15 protein-coding genes and 2 pseudogenes are annotated in these 17,208 nt (G+C 37.6%); 15 read left to right on the top strand and 2 right to left on the bottom strand.

All coding sequences use genetic code 11. The features are described 5' to 3' along the window. Nucleotides 1-132 (top strand): annotated as a pseudogene (locus tag M028_RS33350) (inositol 2-dehydrogenase); the annotation flags it as partial. Nucleotides 133-287: 155 nt separating this feature from the next. Here the strand turns inward: M028_RS33350 and M028_RS0112955 are convergent. Next, nucleotides 288-1,862, bottom strand: a complete 1,575-nt coding sequence (locus M028_RS0112955) for a sensor histidine kinase (protein WP_155925600.1) — start codon at nt 1,860-1,862, stop codon at nt 288-290. Nucleotides 1,863-2,114: 252 nt separating this feature from the next. Next, complete coding sequence (locus M028_RS0112950; RefSeq protein WP_026574260.1) at nt 2,115-3,578, bottom strand: response regulator transcription factor; 1,464 nt, start codon at nt 3,576-3,578, stop codon at nt 2,115-2,117. 354 nt (nt 3,579-3,932) lie between these two features. Between M028_RS0112950 and M028_RS29970 the strand changes: the two genes are divergently transcribed. The 14 genes and pseudogenes from M028_RS29970 to M028_RS32815 all read left to right on the top strand — a co-directional run. After that, nucleotides 3,933-5,177 (top strand): ABC transporter substrate-binding protein, encoded by a 1,245-nt coding sequence (locus M028_RS29970; RefSeq protein WP_051591035.1) that lies wholly within the window; start codon nt 3,933-3,935, stop codon nt 5,175-5,177. Nucleotides 5,178-5,278: 101 nt separating this feature from the next. Beyond that, nucleotides 5,279-6,220 (top strand): carbohydrate ABC transporter permease, encoded by a 942-nt coding sequence (locus M028_RS0112940; protein WP_026574259.1) that lies wholly within the window; start codon nt 5,279-5,281, stop codon nt 6,218-6,220. Continuing rightward, nucleotides 6,207-7,046, top strand: coding sequence for a carbohydrate ABC transporter permease (locus M028_RS0112935; protein WP_026574258.1), 840 nt, complete (start codon nt 6,207-6,209; stop codon nt 7,044-7,046). The genes M028_RS0112940 and M028_RS0112935 overlap by 14 nt, the downstream gene beginning before the upstream one ends. Before the next feature lie 34 nt (nt 7,047-7,080). Then, nucleotides 7,081-9,096: an alpha-amylase family protein gene (locus M028_RS0112930; protein WP_026574257.1), complete on the top strand. Its 2,016-nt coding sequence runs from the start codon at nt 7,081-7,083 to the stop codon at nt 9,094-9,096. A 50-nt stretch (nt 9,097-9,146) separates the two neighbouring features. After that, nucleotides 9,147-9,584 carry an L-fucose mutarotase gene (gene fucU / locus M028_RS0112925; protein WP_026574256.1) on the top strand — a complete coding sequence of 146 codons (438 nt, stop codon included), beginning with the start codon at nt 9,147-9,149 and terminating at the stop codon, nt 9,582-9,584. An 18-nt stretch (nt 9,585-9,602) separates the two neighbouring features. Then, nucleotides 9,603-10,433, top strand: coding sequence for an amidohydrolase family protein (locus tag M028_RS0112920; protein WP_026574255.1), 831 nt, complete (start codon nt 9,603-9,605; stop codon nt 10,431-10,433). Between the two features lie 55 nt (nt 10,434-10,488). Further along, nucleotides 10,489-11,817: an ABC transporter substrate-binding protein gene (locus M028_RS0112915; protein ID WP_026574254.1), complete on the top strand. Its 1,329-nt coding sequence runs from the start codon at nt 10,489-10,491 to the stop codon at nt 11,815-11,817. Nucleotides 11,818-11,844: 27 nt separating this feature from the next. Beyond that, complete coding sequence (locus tag M028_RS0112910) at nt 11,845-12,183, top strand: UxaA family hydrolase (protein ID WP_051591034.1); 339 nt, start codon at nt 11,845-11,847, stop codon at nt 12,181-12,183. Then, nucleotides 12,170-13,330, top strand: coding sequence for a UxaA family hydrolase (locus M028_RS0112905; protein ID WP_026574252.1), 1,161 nt, complete (start codon nt 12,170-12,172; stop codon nt 13,328-13,330). The genes M028_RS0112910 and M028_RS0112905 overlap by 14 nt, the downstream gene beginning before the upstream one ends. A gap of 16 nt (nt 13,331-13,346) precedes the next feature. Then, entirely contained in the window at nt 13,347-14,159 is an 813-nt protein-coding gene (locus tag M028_RS0112900) for an SDR family NAD(P)-dependent oxidoreductase (protein WP_026574251.1), read from the top strand. Continuing rightward, complete coding sequence (locus M028_RS0112895; protein ID WP_026574250.1) at nt 14,156-14,929, top strand: SDR family NAD(P)-dependent oxidoreductase; 774 nt, start codon at nt 14,156-14,158, stop codon at nt 14,927-14,929. The genes M028_RS0112900 and M028_RS0112895 overlap by 4 nt, the downstream gene beginning before the upstream one ends. 20 nt (nt 14,930-14,949) lie before the next feature. Continuing rightward, a complete protein-coding gene (locus M028_RS0112890; protein WP_026574249.1) occupies nt 14,950-15,846 on the top strand; it encodes a fumarylacetoacetate hydrolase family protein in 897 nt (298 codons plus the stop codon). A gap of 126 nt (nt 15,847-15,972) precedes the next feature. Beyond that, on the top strand, nt 15,973-16,980 hold the full coding sequence (locus M028_RS0112885) for a LacI family DNA-binding transcriptional regulator (protein WP_026574248.1): 1,008 nt from the start codon (nt 15,973-15,975) through the stop codon (nt 16,978-16,980). A gap of 103 nt (nt 16,981-17,083) precedes the next feature. Beyond that, nucleotides 17,084-17,208, top strand: a pseudogene (locus M028_RS32815) (inositol 2-dehydrogenase); the annotation flags it as partial.

Raw genomic sequence — 17,208 nt, 5'->3', positions numbered from 1 at the left:
ATTCTATTAAATCAAGAGGTAAGCTGCACGGGTTTTGATGGTTTGCAGGCACAAGTAATTGCAAAAGCGGCTAAAAAGTCACTTGAAACTGGGGCTCCTGTATCATTACAGGAACCGGCTTTATTTGTTTGATTGTATAAGTGAAAAAAAGTGGTGTCCCGCTCTGCAGGTCACCATTTTTTTCAACGCTATTTTTGGTTTCTAACCATTATATATGTTACGCTCTTTGTGTTTATTTGAAATTGGTTTAAAGTTAAAAGAGAGGCAATATTTAGTTCTTTTTGATATTACTTAAATGATAATGGAAGTGTAATGATGATTTTAAACCACTGCCCCTCTTCGCTATAAGCTTGAAGGCCATATTGATTACCTAAATTTAACCTTATTCTTTCATTAACGTTCATTAAGCCAATGTGTTTTCCATCCTCTTTTTTAAAAAATGGATCATTAAACCATGTATTTAAATATGCTAATCTATCCGGAGTTACTCCCATACCATTATCCAGTATATGGATTTGTATTTCCTTGCTATTTTGCATAATCGAAATGGACAATTGGTTGTCATCGGATTTTTGAAAAAATCCGTATTTAAAACTATTTTCTACAATTGGCTGGAGTGTCAGCTTTGGAATTTTTACCCTTTTTAACTCATCTGGTATTTGAATGCTTATGGTTACTTTTTCTGAATACTTCGCTTTTTGGATTTGCAGAAATGCATCTAAATGCTCCAATTCCTCATCTAAGCTAACGATAGTTCCCTTTCTGAATGCATATCTCATCATCTTAGACAAAGATAGCACAATCATTTGGACTTCCTTTTTCTGCCCCTTTAAGGATAAAATGTCTACCGCTTCTAAGGTGTTGTATAAAAAGTGTGGGTTAATTTGAGCGGATAACGCTTTAATCTGAGCCTCCCGATTTTTTATTTCAATTTGGTAGACTTGATTAATTAAAGTATCGACACTCTCAATCATAGAATTCATTTGATTGCCTAGTTCGCCAATTTCATCTTTTGACGTGACCGAAGCCCTCGTTTTTAAATCCCCTTTTTCAACCTTTTTCATCGTAAAATGTAGATTTCTTAAAGGCAAGGTTATTCTCCTAGAAATAACAAAAGCTGCAAGTATAGAAATAAGAATGCTTATACTAACGAGTGTGATGGAGAAAGAACGTGCTTTTCTAAGACCTTGATTCAGGTTTTTTTCTGGCACAATAGACAAAACAATCCAATTACTTTTCTTTGATTTATAGTAATTTACTAACTTTTTTTCATTTTTATCATAAAAAATAAAAGAGCCTTTATCATTTATCGTTTCTAATAATTTTGAGATAACAATGATATTTAATTGATCAGGCTTATTCGTGTAGATCATTCTTCCGTTTGGTCTCATAACTATAAACATGCGAGAGTCATTGTTGATATTCCGAATGGAGTTTAGGTTATATATTTTTAGATCAAGCCTTATCCACCCTATTGGTTTAAATGTTTCAGGATCTTTTACGAGCCTTAAAAAAGAAACAACACCGTCTTTTAACCTACTGTCATTATTAAGAAGAACCCCATATTCGATGCTGGTATCCGAAACCTGAAAATCTTTTATTCTTGGATTTGGAATCGCTACATCAGAATCTTTATGACCAATTTTATTTCCATTTAAATCATATATAAATAAGTTATCAATTTCCGTCCAAGAAATTTTGGTATAGGTGAATAAATGAGAAATATAATTCTGTAATTTTGCTGCTGAATCCTTATTTTTAAAGCTGTTTTTTTTCAGCCTATCGATTAAAAATGTTTCTGAAGATAGCTGCAGACTGGCTTTTTCCATTAAATCAATTTGTACATCAAAGCTGTTGTTCATTTGTTCAAGTGTTAATAGGTTTGCATGTGAAACTTCATTAACAATTGCTTTCGAGTCGAACCAGTACGTAATCGTCGAATAAATAATTAATAAGGCGACAATTAAACTTGTAAAAACAATTGCTATTTTCTTTTGTAGTGAATTGAAAAGCTGAAATTTCAAAGTTTACCACCGCCATATCTTTAAGTAAAATAGTACCGCATTAATCCTGTTAAGATAAGGGGGGAAACTTAATCATTTAGGTTGAATAGATTAACTTTTTTCAACCAGCGTTTTCTGTTCAGTTTTATATTGGGAAGGTGTCAATCCATAAAATTTTCTAAAAACTTGTCCGAAATATCGAACATCATCATAGCCAATAAGCTGGGATACCTCATTTATTTTTAAAGACTCATTTTTAAGAAGTTCCTTTGCTTTATCCATTCTAATTTTCGTTAGAGTCTCAATAAATGTTACACCAAGTTCCTGTTTAAATAACCGCGCAAGATAATTCGGATGAATATAATAATTTTCCGCATAATCCTTTAAAGATTTTTTGGAAGCGTACTCCTGGTGTAAATCCTTGATTACTCGATCTAAAATATCTTTTCCATTCAGCTGGTTATTTTCTTCGTTTAATGTATCGATTAAGGATAGGCATTGGTCATAAAATAATTCGGGTAAGTCAAAGCTTTGAAGCCATTCGAGCAAGACTTCAGACTTATAATACTTCCACATAAAATGTTTAAAAGCATATTCTTTTTTATTTTGTGGAATGGTTTCATTTAAGATCAAGTATAGAGCGTTTAATGCTATTTTTTTATCATCACATGCCATCAGCTTATTTAGATTAGAAGTTTGTTGATGATTAGCCTTTTCTTTTTGTACCATGTTGATATCAACTAAGCTTTCCATTGTTTCAATCGGTACGACTTCTTTCTTTCCTAAAGTTAAAAAGGCTGGTATGAGTGAGATCGCTTTTGTAAAATACGAAGTCAGATTTTCAATATTTTTAATACTTGTAATGGAGACTGTGGTTACAGTTGGATAGTCAATTAGATCTAAGAGTCTATTTATATTATTTGTTTTAGAAATGTAAATAAAAAATTGGGGAATACCGTAAATCCAAATCAATAACTGTTCATCTGTTAATGATTCTTCAAGTTTCTTTCTAATATTTGTAAAGGATTGAGGGCTATGGAGATTCCCCAATAATACAACATGAATAGCAGTTTCATTCTGTACCAATCCCTTTAAATAACTACTTGATTGCTCACTTAATTCTGAGAGATTCCCCTTTTTTGATAAGTGGTGAGAGATTTCATCATGTATCAGTTCTTGTCTCTTAACACGTGCAGATGAAATTTTATCGTGCTCTTTTAGAAGCACATTTTTTAGTTCTAAAGGGTCAATTGGTTTTAATAGGTAATCGGACACCCCCAGTTTTAGAGCCTCTTTTACAAAGGGAAAATCATCGAAACCACTAATAATAATAAAAGTAGCGGTTTTTACAAGTTCTTTCGCTTGTTTTATAAAATCAATCCCTTTTAATTTAGGCATCATGATATCTACTAAAAATAGATCCACAACCAAAGTAGTAGATTTAAGCTTTTTAAGTAAATCGTTTCCATCATCCCCCTCGTAAACGATTTCAAAGTCATTGTCAGAAAAAGGGAATTTGTATTTAATTCCTTCACGAATCAATTCTTCATCATCTAAAATTCCAATCTTGATCATCTTATTGTTCCCTCCTACAGGCAGGCACTAGACTCATCATTCTATAAAACATCTAAAGAAATAGAGGTACATTTCAATTATAAGGTAATTTAAGCGTATTTAGGAGTTTTCCAAAAAAGTAATGTGAAAATTTTAAACATTAGTAGTTAGTATTACCTCATTGTTGGAAAAGTTTAAATTTTGTAACATTTAGGCTAAGGAAGGAAAAGTTCGTAAGATAGTAAGTTAATCCCCAACTATTGAAGATATTCTTCCTTTCTTTTTATTTCTAAATTGATAGCGCTATCAAAAAGGAAGCTGAAACACCAATATCGATCTGAATGAATCCCAAATGAAAAAGGAGGAAAATTTTCTATGAAAATGAAGTTCTTACTTGTGTTGCTGATTGGCTGTCTCCTGTTCGCTGCTGGATGTGGCCGCAATTCTGAATCTAGTTCTGGAAAAGTAGCAGGAAAAGTAAATTTAGAATGGTTTATGTGGGCTGGAAATGATGCAGAGGTTAAAAATTGGCAAGCAATGGCTGATGAGGTTAATAAAAAATATCCAGATATCCACGTAGAACTAAAAACGGCTCCATGGACAGAATATTGGAGTAAGCTTCAAACTCAGATTGCTGGGGGGACAGCACCTGACATTATTTCAATGCAAAGCATGCGTCTGAAAAGTTTTGGCTCGGCTCTAGTTCCACTAAATAAGTATATTGAAAAAGATTTTTCATTTAAATTAAATGAATTTAACAGCACGATTATCAAAAATATGAAGTATGACGGTAAACAAGCTGTAATTCCTTATGATTTTGGGGCAATGATTATTTATTATAATAAGGATTTATTTAAAAAATACAATGTTCCTGAACCAAAGCCAGGATGGACTTGGAACGATTTTCAGGAAACAGCTAAAGCATTAAGTAAGGATGGAAATTATGGTTTTATCACAAATGGTTATCCTGATTACTGGTTCCCATTAGTTCTTTCTAATGGCGGCAGCTACTTGAAGGATGGGAAATATTCCATAAATAGTCCGAAAAACGTGCAAACCATGCAGAATCTTGCTGATATGGTTAAAGAAAAGGTTTCACCTCAAATGGTGGCAACTAATAATGGATCTTGGGCAAATGAACAATGGCTTAAAGGAAATATTGGAATGGTCGTAGACGGGCCATGGGATACATTATGGTATAAGGGTAGTGCGAAATTTGATTTTGGTGTAGCTACAATTCCTGTTGGAAATAAAGATTCAGTGAGTGTATCCGCTGGTTCAGGATTCGCGATTAGTAAGGGAAGTGAGCACCCTGAGGAAGCATACAAAGCGATTACGGCTTTAACTAGTTTAGAGGCGCAGAAAGAATTGGCATCGGCCGGCCGAGCCTATCCGGCCCGTGAAGGCGCTCTTCAAGCTTATTTCAAACAAGTCCCAAAAGATTTTAAACCTGTTCTAGAATATGCAGATCAACATACCGTGCCTTATGAAATTACTGACACATGGAACCAAGCTAGCGATATGATCACGAAAGCGATGATCCCAATTCTTAATGGTGAACAATCTCCTAAAGATGGCTTGGACAAGCTCCAGAAGCAGCTTGAAAGTATTCAGAAGTAAACCAGTTTTCTCGTACTTTGATTTGAATTACAGGAATGGTTATTGGAAAGGTAATTTCCGTAGCCATTCCGAACCAATTTAAAAAGGAGAGGAGCCATTAAATGAATGTACCTTATGTGGAAAGTGAAAAAAAATTAGGCGTCGCTAAGAGAATAAAAGAGAAGAGAAGAACCAGTGATTTTGTTCCAGCTTTATTATTTTTACTTCCAAATTTGACTGGATTTCTTATTTTTACAGTAATTCCTATTATAGCTACTTTTTTGCTGAGTCTGTTCGATTGGTCGCTTATAGCGGAACCAAAATTTGTTGGATTTGATAATTATATTCATTTATTTACAAGGGATCCGGAATTCGGTTCAGTTATTTTCAATACCTTTTTCTATGTCATCGTGTACGTTGTATTAAACCTTATTGTTTCCATTGGTTTTGCAGCTTGGCTAAATCAAAAAATTAAAGGAATCAAAATTTACAGAGCACTGCTATTTTTACCGGTTCTTGTTTCACCAGTTGCCATTGCGATGGTTTGGCAGTGGATGTATGAGCCAGAAAGTGGATTATTAAACTGGCTGCTTCAGTTGGTTGGCATTCATGGACCTAACTGGATTGGCAATACAAAATGGGCAATGATTTCACTTATCTTAATGTGTGTTTGGCAAAATTTTGGCTACAATATGATCATTTTTTTAGCAGCACTTCAAGGAGTTTCACCATCGATCTTGGAGGCAGCTTCCATTGATGGTGCCGGGCCATTTGTCCGCTTTTTTAAAATTATGCTTCCAGCAATTAGTCCTGCTATCTTTTTTGGAACGGTAATGACACTTATTAACGCATTTCAGGTTTTTGATCAAGCGTATGTTTTGACCAATGGGGGGCCGGGAAACGCTACAGAGGTCCTCGGGCTGTATATTTATAAAAACGCTTTCCAATGGTTCAAAATGGGGAATGGTGCAGCACTTGCTGTCATAATGTTCAGCTTTATATTAATCATAACTGTCATTCAGCTAGTCTTGCAAAAGAAGTGGGTTCATTATGAAACAAAATAAGGGGTTGTATGTTGTGAAACCACTGTCAGTGTTGAATCGTTTACTTTTAGCTTTAGCTTGTTTCAGTGTATTCTTACCTTTTTTATGGATGATTATTACATCGTTAAAACCAGATGACGAGGTATTATCGATGGATTGGATCGGTTCACGTTTGGCATGGGAAAACTATGAAAAGGCATGGAATTTCTTCCCGTTTGGCACCTTTTTTATGAATAGTTTAATTGTTTCAACCGTTGGAACCGTATTAGTATTACTTACATCAAGTTTATCAGGCTATGCTTTTTCAAGATTACGATTTCGTGGAAGAGATAAATTATTCGGATCTTACTTGATTACGTTAATGGTTCCCCAACAGGTAATTGTTGTCCCGTTGTTTTTATTTATGAAAGAATTAGGATGGGTAAACAGCTATTGGGCACTTATTATACCATGGGCGTTTACGGCCTTTGGCACCTTCTTATTGCGGCAGTTTTACCTTACGATTCCCTTTGAAGTCGATGAAGCTGCCAAAATTGATGGTTGCGGCCATTTCGGTGTTTACTGGCGCATTCTTCTTCCTTTGCTTAAACCAGGATTAGCCACTTTGGCTGTCTTTACCTTTATCGGTTATTGGAATAGTTTTTTATGGCCGTTAATTATTACGAATGAACAAGGATTATATACTCTGCCACTTGGTTTGCAAATGTTTCATGGTCAGTATTCAACTCAATGGAATTTACTTATGGCAGCATCGACACTTGCTACATTACCTTCATTTATTGTGTACTTAATTGCCCAACGATATATTGTTGATGGGATTTCAACAAGCGGTTTAGGTGGAAGATAGCAGGAATTTACAGTAATTCATTGGAGGAGTTTTTATGCAAGATTTCAATTTGCGTTTCAGACAGATACATTTAGATTTCCATACAAGCCCTGACATTGAAAATATTGGGGCGGGATTTGACCCAGAGGAATTTGCAGGAACATTAGAAAAGGCAAAAGTGAATTCCGTTACCTGTTTCGCACGGTGTCATCATGGTTACTTTTATTACGATTCACAATTGTTTCCTGAGATCGTCCATCCGCATCTTGTGAACAAAAACATGTTAAAGGAACAAATTGAGGCCTGTCATAAAAGGAATATTCGAGTGCCTATCTATATTACGGTCCAATGGGATGATTATTCAGCAGAAAAGCATCCGGAATGGCTTGCAAGGGATGAAAAGGGAGAACCGATTTATCATCCGAACTTCTATAAAGAGGGAGCATCCATTGAGCCAGGATTTTACCGTCACTTATGTGTGAATAGCCCTTATAGGGATTATTTAAGAGCGCAAACACAAGAAATACTAGACATATTTCCTGTAGATGGCCTGTTTTTTGACATTGTAAATCCACTTGAGTGTTCTTGTGAAAATTGCCAAATTGGGATGGCCGAAGCCGGCTTAAACCCGGAGAAAAAAGAGGATCGCATATTATATGGGCAAAAGGTGATTGATCAATTTAAATTAGATATGACTGCTTTTATTCGCGAAAGCAATCAAGAATGTTCCATCTTTTATAATAGAGGCCATATTAGTACGGCACACCGCCCAATCAAAAGTGCCTATACGCATTTTGAATTAGAATCACTGCCAAGCGGTGACTGGGGATATTTACATTTTCCGATTACAGCAAGGTACGCCCGTAATCTCGGACTAGATTCACTTGGCATGACAGGAAAGTTCCATACGATGTGGGGTGACTTTCATTCTTTCAAAAATAAGGCAGCTCTAGAATATGAATGTTTTCGATCCCTCGCCCTCAATTTAAAATGTATGATTGGCGATCAAATGGAACCGAATGGGGAAATTTCAAAGCCTGTATATGATCTAATTGGTTCCGTCTATTCCCAAATTGAGGCAAAAGAACCATGGTGCGAAGGAGCGAAGCATCTTACAGAAATAGGCGTTTTTACTCCTGAAGAGTTTTTGGATTCCCGAAGTCTGGATGGTTTACCGCCTGCAATCATGGGGATTACTAGAATGCTTGAAGAAGGCGGGCATCAATTTGATATTTTAGACTCTGAAAGTGATTTAAAGAAATATAAAGTGTTAGTATTGCCGGATACCATTCAAGTAGATGAAGAGTTTGCTTGTAAATTAGAAAATTATCTTAAAAATGGCGGGAAACTGATTGCGAGTTATCAGTCAGGTTTAGATCCCGATAAAAAACAATTCTCACTGTCTTCACTCGGGGTGGAATTAGTGGGAGACGCCCCGTACAGTCCTGATTTTCTGCTTCCAAAGGGTGGGATGGGTAAGGGTCTGCTGGAAACAGAGCATGTAATGTATTTGAAGGGGCTTCAGGTTAGGGCATTAGAAGGATCAGAAGTTCTCATTGATACGAAAATTCCTTATTTCAATCGGACATTTGATAAGTTTTGTTCGCATGCCCATACCCCATCTTCAGGAGAAACAGGATATCCAGGTGTGGTGAAAAAGGGTCAAAGTATTTACTTTATGCATCCCATCTTCAGCCAATACAGTGAGAATGCACCACGATGGTGCAAACAGTTATTCTTAAATGCACTTGAACTGCTTCTTCCTGAACCGCTGATTCAGCATGATGGGCCATCAACCTTACATGTAACCATAAATAAGCAGGAAGACAGAGGGATTATTCATTTGCTCCATTACATTCCTGAACGGCGATCACAGCAAATTGAAGTAATTGAAGATGTTATTCCTCTTTATAATATTAAACTCTCTGTTCATCTTCCGAATACCATCGCTGTAATCCAAAGTGTTCCGGAAGGTGTTTCATTAGATTTTGTCGAGAAGAATGGAAGAATAGAATTCACGCTTCCAAAGCTTAATGGGCATCAGATGATTGAACTACAGTATGATAAATAATGGATTCTTATCTATTTTGAATGAGGATCACGAAACGGAGGATATTGTTTATGCTAAAAGGAATTTCTCCGGTTATATCACCAGATCTGATTAAGGTGTTAATGGAAATGGGACATGGTGATGAAATCGTCCTTGCAGACGGGAATTTTCCTGCAGCCAGCCATTCGGAACGAATCATTCGCTGTGACGGATTAGAAATGCTCGACCTGTTAGAACCTTTACTTAGGTTATTCCCTTTAGATGAATATGTGGAACACCCGGTGGCTTTAATGAAAGTTGTTCCTGGCGACACAGTGGAAACACCTATTTGGGAAAGCTACAAGAACCTTTTGAAAAACTATTTATCGATAGATGAACCGATTGAATATGTAGAAAGATTTTCTTTTTATGAAAGAGCGAAGAAAGCTTATGCGATTGTTGCGACAAGCGAAAAAGTGCAATATGCGAACATCATTTTAACAAAAGGCGTTATTAAAAATGATGATTGAATAAAGAGGTGTAAGTCTATGAGAATCGATGCACATCAGCATTATTGGCAGATTGACAGAAACGATTATGGCTGGCTTAAACCTGACAATACTGTATTGTACCGGGATTATTTTCCAGAACAGTTAGAGTCGTCTTTGAAAAGACACCGAATAGATCAGACGATTCTTGTTCAAGCGGCACCTACAATAGAAGAAACAGAGTTTTTATTTGGATTAAGCAATGGAACAGACTCGATTGCAGGTGTTGTCGGCTGGCTTGATTTAAGCAGCCCGAAATGGATGGAACATCTAACACGCTTTCAAACTCATCCGAAATTTGTTGGAATTAGGATCATGATTCAAGACATGGAGGATGAGTCAGTCGTTTTACAAGCTCCATACTTGCGTGCCCTATCCATTTTGCAGGAAGAGGATTTACCGGTTGATTTACTCGTCCGCTCCCATCAGCTTCCTGTGTTGAATGAATTATTGGGGAAGGTTCCAAAGCTAAGAGGAGTAGTTGACCACATGGGGAAGCCTCCGATTGCAGCTGGACAGTTGGAGCCATGGAAAAGTCAAATGAGAGAAATCGCTAATCAGCCTAATATTTATTGCAAACTTTCTGGCATGGTGACAGAAGCAGACCCGATTTCATGGAAGAAAGAGGATTTTATGTTTTATGTCAACCATATCATTGATATTTTTGGATATGATCGGATCATGTATGGAAGTGACTGGCCGGTATGTTTATCTGTCGCCAATTATGATGAGGTATATCAATCGCTATTCGAGATTTTGCCGGCATCTTGCTCTGAAGAGGACCTTGCTAAGGTATTTGGATTAAATGCTAAAAGGTTTTACAATATTTAAAATAAATTCATTTTAAAGCTTTTTGGTTCTTTGGAATTAATGGGAGGAAATGCTTATGGAAAGAAGATTAGGTAGTAGGCTATATCCAGTTGTGTTGTGTACGATGATTTTTTTCATCCTTTTGTCAGGATGTTCCTTAAGCTCCATTTATTCTAATAATGATCATAGCCAAACTCAGAAAGTTGGGAAACAAACCGAATTAGTCGTATCAGCCATTCCAAATGCGGCGATTCGTTTATCGGCAGATGCAGATGCCTTTATGGCGGCCAATCCGAATATTAAAATCAAAATCAATGAATACGAAGAGAATGTATATAAAGAACAGGCACCAGACCTTTTTACCTCATCTGAAAAACCAGATATTGCGTGGTATTGGGCTGAAAGAAAGTATAAAGAAATTGTGGAATCAGGGGCATTAGAGCCACTGGATTCTATGTATAAGAGTGAAGGCTGGAATAAGGAGTTACCAAAGTCAACATTAAACCGATACACTTCGGAAGATGGCCACAAATATGCCGTTAATACGAATATCGTGTGGACTCCGGTAATTTATTACAACAAAAAGGCTTTCCGGGAATCGGGAATAAAAGAACCGCATACTTTTAGTGAGTTTTTTTCTATGTCGAAACCACTTGAAAAGAAAGGATATATTCCACTTGTATCAGCCATTGGCGACCCTTCAAATAGAGGTCATATTTTTGATGCAGTATTGCAGCGAAATGTCACAAAGCAGCAATTTAGACAATTAATCAATAACGATGGAAATCATCAAGAAATGACTTATCAAAGTAAAGAGGTATTAAACAGCTGGAGCATTATGAGAAAAATGGCAAAAGAAATGTTGCCTAAAGATGCAGCAACAACCTCCGAAGAAGAGGCCCGGGCCTTATTTGTACAAGGTAAAGCTGCTATGTACTCTAGTATATCTGCACAAGCAGGGATTTTAGAAGATGAACTGCCGGAAAATTTCGATATTGGATTTTTTTATTATCCGCAGATCAAAAGAGACATTAAGCCTAAAGTACAGCTTTATACAGGCGATGCTCTTATGGTCCTGAAGGGGACAGGAAAAGAAGAATTGGCAAAGAGGTTTGTAGCATTTGTCATGAGCTATGACCGGCAAAAAGCTTTGGCGGAACAAAGAATGTTTTTTCCCTCCAGAACGGATTTAAATAATGAAGATTTAAAGCAATACGGACCATTATTTTCAAAAATGTATAAAGAAATGAGTGAACTGGGTACAACTCCATTATGGGATGACAGGATTCCCTCTGAAGTAGCAAAAGTAAGTTTTAAGCTACACCTGAATGTGATGACGGGTAAAGAAGAACCCATAGATGCGGGGAAAGAACTTCAAGAAATACATGAACGTTACCAGAAATAAAATTTCACATAAAATGGGGGACATACGATGGTTTTATCTGCACATCATCAAAAAAGTACATGTATTGTTATGGATCACAGTGACAATGTGGCAACCATGCTGAAAGATGTTAAAAAAGGTGAAATCCTAAACTATAAAAAAAATGGACAGGAATCGTCTTTAACTATAGAGGAAAATATTCCATTTGGGCATAAAGTAGCTCTTCGTTTTATAAGTGTTTCGGAGAATGTACTTAAATATGGAGAGGTAATTGGAGCAGCATCAAAAGACATACATCCTGGATTCCATGTTCATATTCATAATATCGAAGGAATTAGAGGACGGGGAGATAAGAAGGAAGGTGTTTCAAAAAATGAGAACATTTAAAGGATATCGCCGGGAGAACGGAAAAGTTGGTATTCGTAATCATTTATTAATTATGCCGACAGTAGTCTGTGCCAATCAGGTAGCTAACCGAATTCAACAACAAATTCCTAATTCAGTGGCAATACCACACCAACATGGCTGCAGCCAAGTAGGAGACGACAAAGAAAGAACGCATAAGGTATTGGCAGGGATGGGGAAAAGCCCTAACGTTGGGGCAGTATTGCTGATCAGTCTTGGCTGTGAAGTCATCAATGCCAAAGAAGTGAAGCAAGACATTGAAAGTACTGGAAAACCAGTATTGTGGATGGATATTCAAACAGAAGGCGGTTCGGTCAAAGCGATTCAAAAAGGAGTTGAACTCGCGATCGGACTGAATGAAATGATTAAAAATACCCCTAAGGAAAATATTCCGATATCTGAACTCATCATTGGCGTAAAATGCGGAGGGTCAGATTTTACCTCTGGGTTATGCAGTAATCCGGCACTTGGAAAAGCGGCTGATCAGCTTCTTGCGGCAAATGGAACAATTGTAATGGGCGAAACAACAGAAATTATTGGGGCGGAGCATTTAGTAGCAGCAAAAGCTGTTAATGAATCCGTGCGTGAGAGACTGTATAAATGTGTTAAAAAATTTGAAACTGAGATCGAACGTATGGGGGTGGATATGCGTGGCGGAAATCCAAGCCCAGGTAATATAGAAGGTGGATTGTCGACGATAGAGGAAAAATCGTTGGGATGCATTAGTAAGGCTGGAGGATCTCTGCTTCAGGATGTCATTGATTTTGCAGAGGAGGTACCTGGAAAAGGTTATTATTTCATGGATTCACCCGGGAACGATATCGAATGTGTCACAGGGATGGCGGCAGCAGGTGTTCACGCTGTATGCTTTACAACTGGACGAGGGACCCCAACAGGAAATCCAATTATTCCGGTCATTAAAATTACTGGGAATGAACTAACCGCTAAACGGATGGCCGATAACATTGATTTGGATACGAGTCTCATATTAAATGGAGAACAAACTATAGATGAGGCCGGCTCGGAAATTTTTAACATGGTTGTCAATGTAGCTGACGGGATACAGACAAAGGCTGAAATCCTTGGTCATCAGGAATTTAGTATTAGCAGAATTGGAATAAGCTTATAAAAGGGAGGGCATTAAGGTGAATAAACTTAAAAATCGTGTTGCTTTAGTGACAGGCGGAAGCCGTGGAATCGGAGCGGCAATTGTTATGAGATTAGCGGAAGAAGGGGCGGATGTCGCAATCAACTATACATCACCTCGTTCATTTGAAAAAGCAAAGGCCTTAAAGGAAAAAGTAGAAAATCAGTTTCATATAAAAGCGATGGTTGTGAAGGCAAATGTTGGAATTAAACAAGAAGTGGACCAAATGATAGACGAAGTGGAACAAGGGTTAGGATCAGTAGATATCTTGATTAACAATGCCGGCATCGCACCATTTGAACCATTTTTAAGCCTTTCGGAAAAAACATGGGATGAAACCTATCAGACCAATGTAAAATCCATTTTTTTGACGGCACAGAAAGTCGCAAAGAAAATGATTGAAAAAAGATATGGGAAGATTATTAATATTACATCAACAGCAAGTGTGCTGGTAACAAGTCCAGTCATTCCACACTATATTTCATCCAAGGCGGCTGCAGGTCATTTAACAAAAGCGCTTGCGATAGAGTTAGGGAAATATAATATCAATGTAAACGCAGTTGGTCCTAGCACCGTTGCAACAGATATGTGTCAAGAGTATCTGGAGGATCCAAAAATTTTAGAAAAAGAGATTGAGGCGAACCCAATGAAGAGACTTGGTACAGAAAAACAAATTGGGGATGCTGTTGTATTTTTAGCTTCAGATGAAGCCATGCAAATAAATGGACATTTGTTAATGGTAGACGGTGGTTTAACGGTTAAAGCAGCACAACCTGAAGATCATATGGACCATGAGGAGGTTTTCGTATGAGACTGCTAGACAAAATAGCTGTTATTACCGGTGGTGGCAGCGGCATTGGAAAGGAAACGGCTCTTTTATTCGCAAAAGAAGGGGCTAATGTTATTATCACAGATATTCATCGTGAAAATGGACAAGAAACTGTATCTGAAATTGAAGAACAGGGGGGAAAAGCGTCATTTATTGAGGTAGACGTAACGAAACCCGAAGCAGTGGAGTCTGCAATCAATCAAATTATTGAAACGTATAAGAAAATCGATATCTTATTTAATAATGCAGGAATCAGCAATGTCGGAAGGGTAGATGAAGTAGAGCCTGATGTCTGGGATCGAATTATGAGTGTGAATGTAAAGGGAGTTTATTTACCTTCTAAGTACACTCTTCCTTTTATGATGGAACAAAAAAGCGGAGTATTGATTAATATGTCGTCATGCGCAGCGGAAATGGGACTTGCTAAACGGGCTGCATATTCTGCAACAAAAGGAGCGGTACTTGCCCTAACAAAAGCAATGCAGGTAGACTATGCACCTTACAATATTCGAGTAAATGCTTTATTGCCAGGGACAATCCTGACACCGTTTGTAGAAAATTATTTACAAACTTCTTACGATGACCCGGAAACTGCAATAGCAGGTATTAAGAAAAGACAGTTGAGCGGGGAATTAGGCAGACCAGGTGATGTAGCAAAAGCAGCCCTGTTTCTTGCTTCCGATGAATCTGGTTTTATGATGGGTTCACCTCTTTATATAGATGGTGGCGTTGTTTTTGGAAAGAATGCTTAAAAAGATTAGGAGAGTTGAAAATGAAACTATTAACTTTTGAAGAAAAAGGAACCTATAAATTAGGAGTTCATACAGAAAGTAAGATTATTGATGTGGCTGCAACGGTTGAAAATATATCCAATACAAATTTCCCAATCGATATCATGTCAGTCATTTCAAGTGAAAACAATATTATTCCCGTTTTAGAGGATACTATCCAAACGGCGATGGCAGCAAATAAGGCTGTATTAGTGGATGAACAACAACTCACTTGGGGGCCTTGCGTAACAAAACCTCATAAAATTATTTGTGTCGGATTAAACTACCGCAAACATGCAGATGAAACAAATGCTCCTTATCCTGAGGTTCCAATATTATTTAATAAATTTGATAATACGCTGACAGGAAATAAAAGTGACATCCCTGTTCCGGAAGTGACGGATCAGCTTGATTATGAGGTTGAATTGGGAATTGTTATGGGGAAGGAAGCAAAGAACGTATCAAAGGAAAACGCATTAGATTACGTATTTGGGTATTGTACGGTAAACGACCTTTCGGCACGAGACCTGCAAATGAGAACCCATCAATGGCTGCTTGGGAAAACATGCGATAAATTTAGCCCAGTAGGTCCTTATTTAGTTACGGCCGATGAAGTTGGCGATCCGAATAATCTTTCATTGAAGACATATGTAAATGGGGAAGTACGACAAAATTCAAATACCTCCGATATGATCTTTTCTTGTGCTGAAATTATTAGCTATATTTCGAAACATATGACCTTGGAACCTGGAGATCTCATTTTAACAGGAACACCAGAAGGAGTAGTGTTTGGATTACCTAAGGAGCAACAGGTTTATATTAAGCCAGGTGATGAAGTGACGGTAGAAATTGAAAAATTGGGTGCTCTAACGAACTATTTTGTTGAAGAAGGAAGATAGCTCTTAAACTATTCTTTTATTTTTGAAATATATTCATAGTAAAAAGTAGATCAAAGGCATAACCAAACCCGCTATTTCTTCGTGCTGAAATAGTAGGAAAGGGATCATTTGAGGAGATTGAACAAGATGAAACCTACCATATACGATGTAGCCGGGAAGGCGGGTGTCTCCATTGCCACTGTTTCGAAAGTGGTCAATAATACAGGACATATCAGCGACAAAACGAAAAAAAAGGTCATGAAAATCGTGGAGGAGCTTGAGTACCAGCCAAGTAGTTTAGCTGCTGCGTTGACCGGAAAGAAGACGTTTACCATTGGAGTGCTTGTGCCTGATATTTCGAATCCCTTTTTTGCTGAGGTTGCCCGGGCGTTGGAAAATCGTGCTTGGGAAAGGGATTATACGATTATTTTGTGCAGTACGGATTATCAAAAGGAAAGAGAGCAGGATTATATGGAGCTTTTGTTAAAGAAGCAAGTGGACGGTATTATCACAGCGACTGAACCAAAAGATGTGAATGCCTTTCAAAAGCTTCGTAATCGGCATATTCCGCTCTTGATGTTTTCTGTTGGCCATCTTGCCTTATCTTCGCATGTTGTTACGACGGATGATTTAAGAGGGGGCTATCTTGCCGGCCGATACTTGTTGGGTTATGGACATCGGAAAATGGCGATGATCACGGAAATGGATCGTCCCAGCGGACGCCTACGGTTAGAAGGATTTAAAGAGGCACTTTCTGATCAAGGAATTGTATTAGACGATCAGTACGTCATCAATGCGAGATCAAAAATAGAAGATGCTAAATTAGCTGCACAACAGATTTTGCAAATGAAAGAAAAGCCAACGGCGGTTTTTGCTTCAACGGATTTATTTGCAGCAGTCTTTCTAAAGGAAGCCAGGGAAGCAAATGTATTCATCCCACATGAAATATCCGTTGTTGGCTTTGATAACACAGTTCATGCACAAATTGCTGACCCTGGCATAACAACCATTGCTCATCCGATCGATGAATTGGCACGCTATTCCATTAGTCAGCTGCTGGAATCCATTGAAAATCCTGAAATTCTAGGACATCGGATCATGCTGGCCCCCACTTTAGTAGAACGGGAGTCAGTACGAGATTTAAATAAGAAATAATGATAACCAGATGGGCGGGTCATTTCGCTGAGCGGCCATTTAATAGCAGGCATGCTTGCCCCCAATGTATAATCTCAACCCATAGAAGGGAAGGAATTAGTCAATGACTTTAACAATCGGAATCATCGGAGCTGGAAGAATTGGAAAATTACATGTGGATAATTTAAGGGGCATTTCTCAAATTCAAGTTAAAAGTGTATCAGATGTAGTCATCGATCATCTTGAATC

Source organism: Bacillus sp. UNC438CL73TsuS30 (assembly GCF_000482325.1).
Lineage (GTDB): Bacteria > Bacillota > Bacilli > Bacillales > Cytobacillaceae > Neobacillus.
This window is presented reverse-complemented; position numbering and strand designations above follow the sequence as displayed.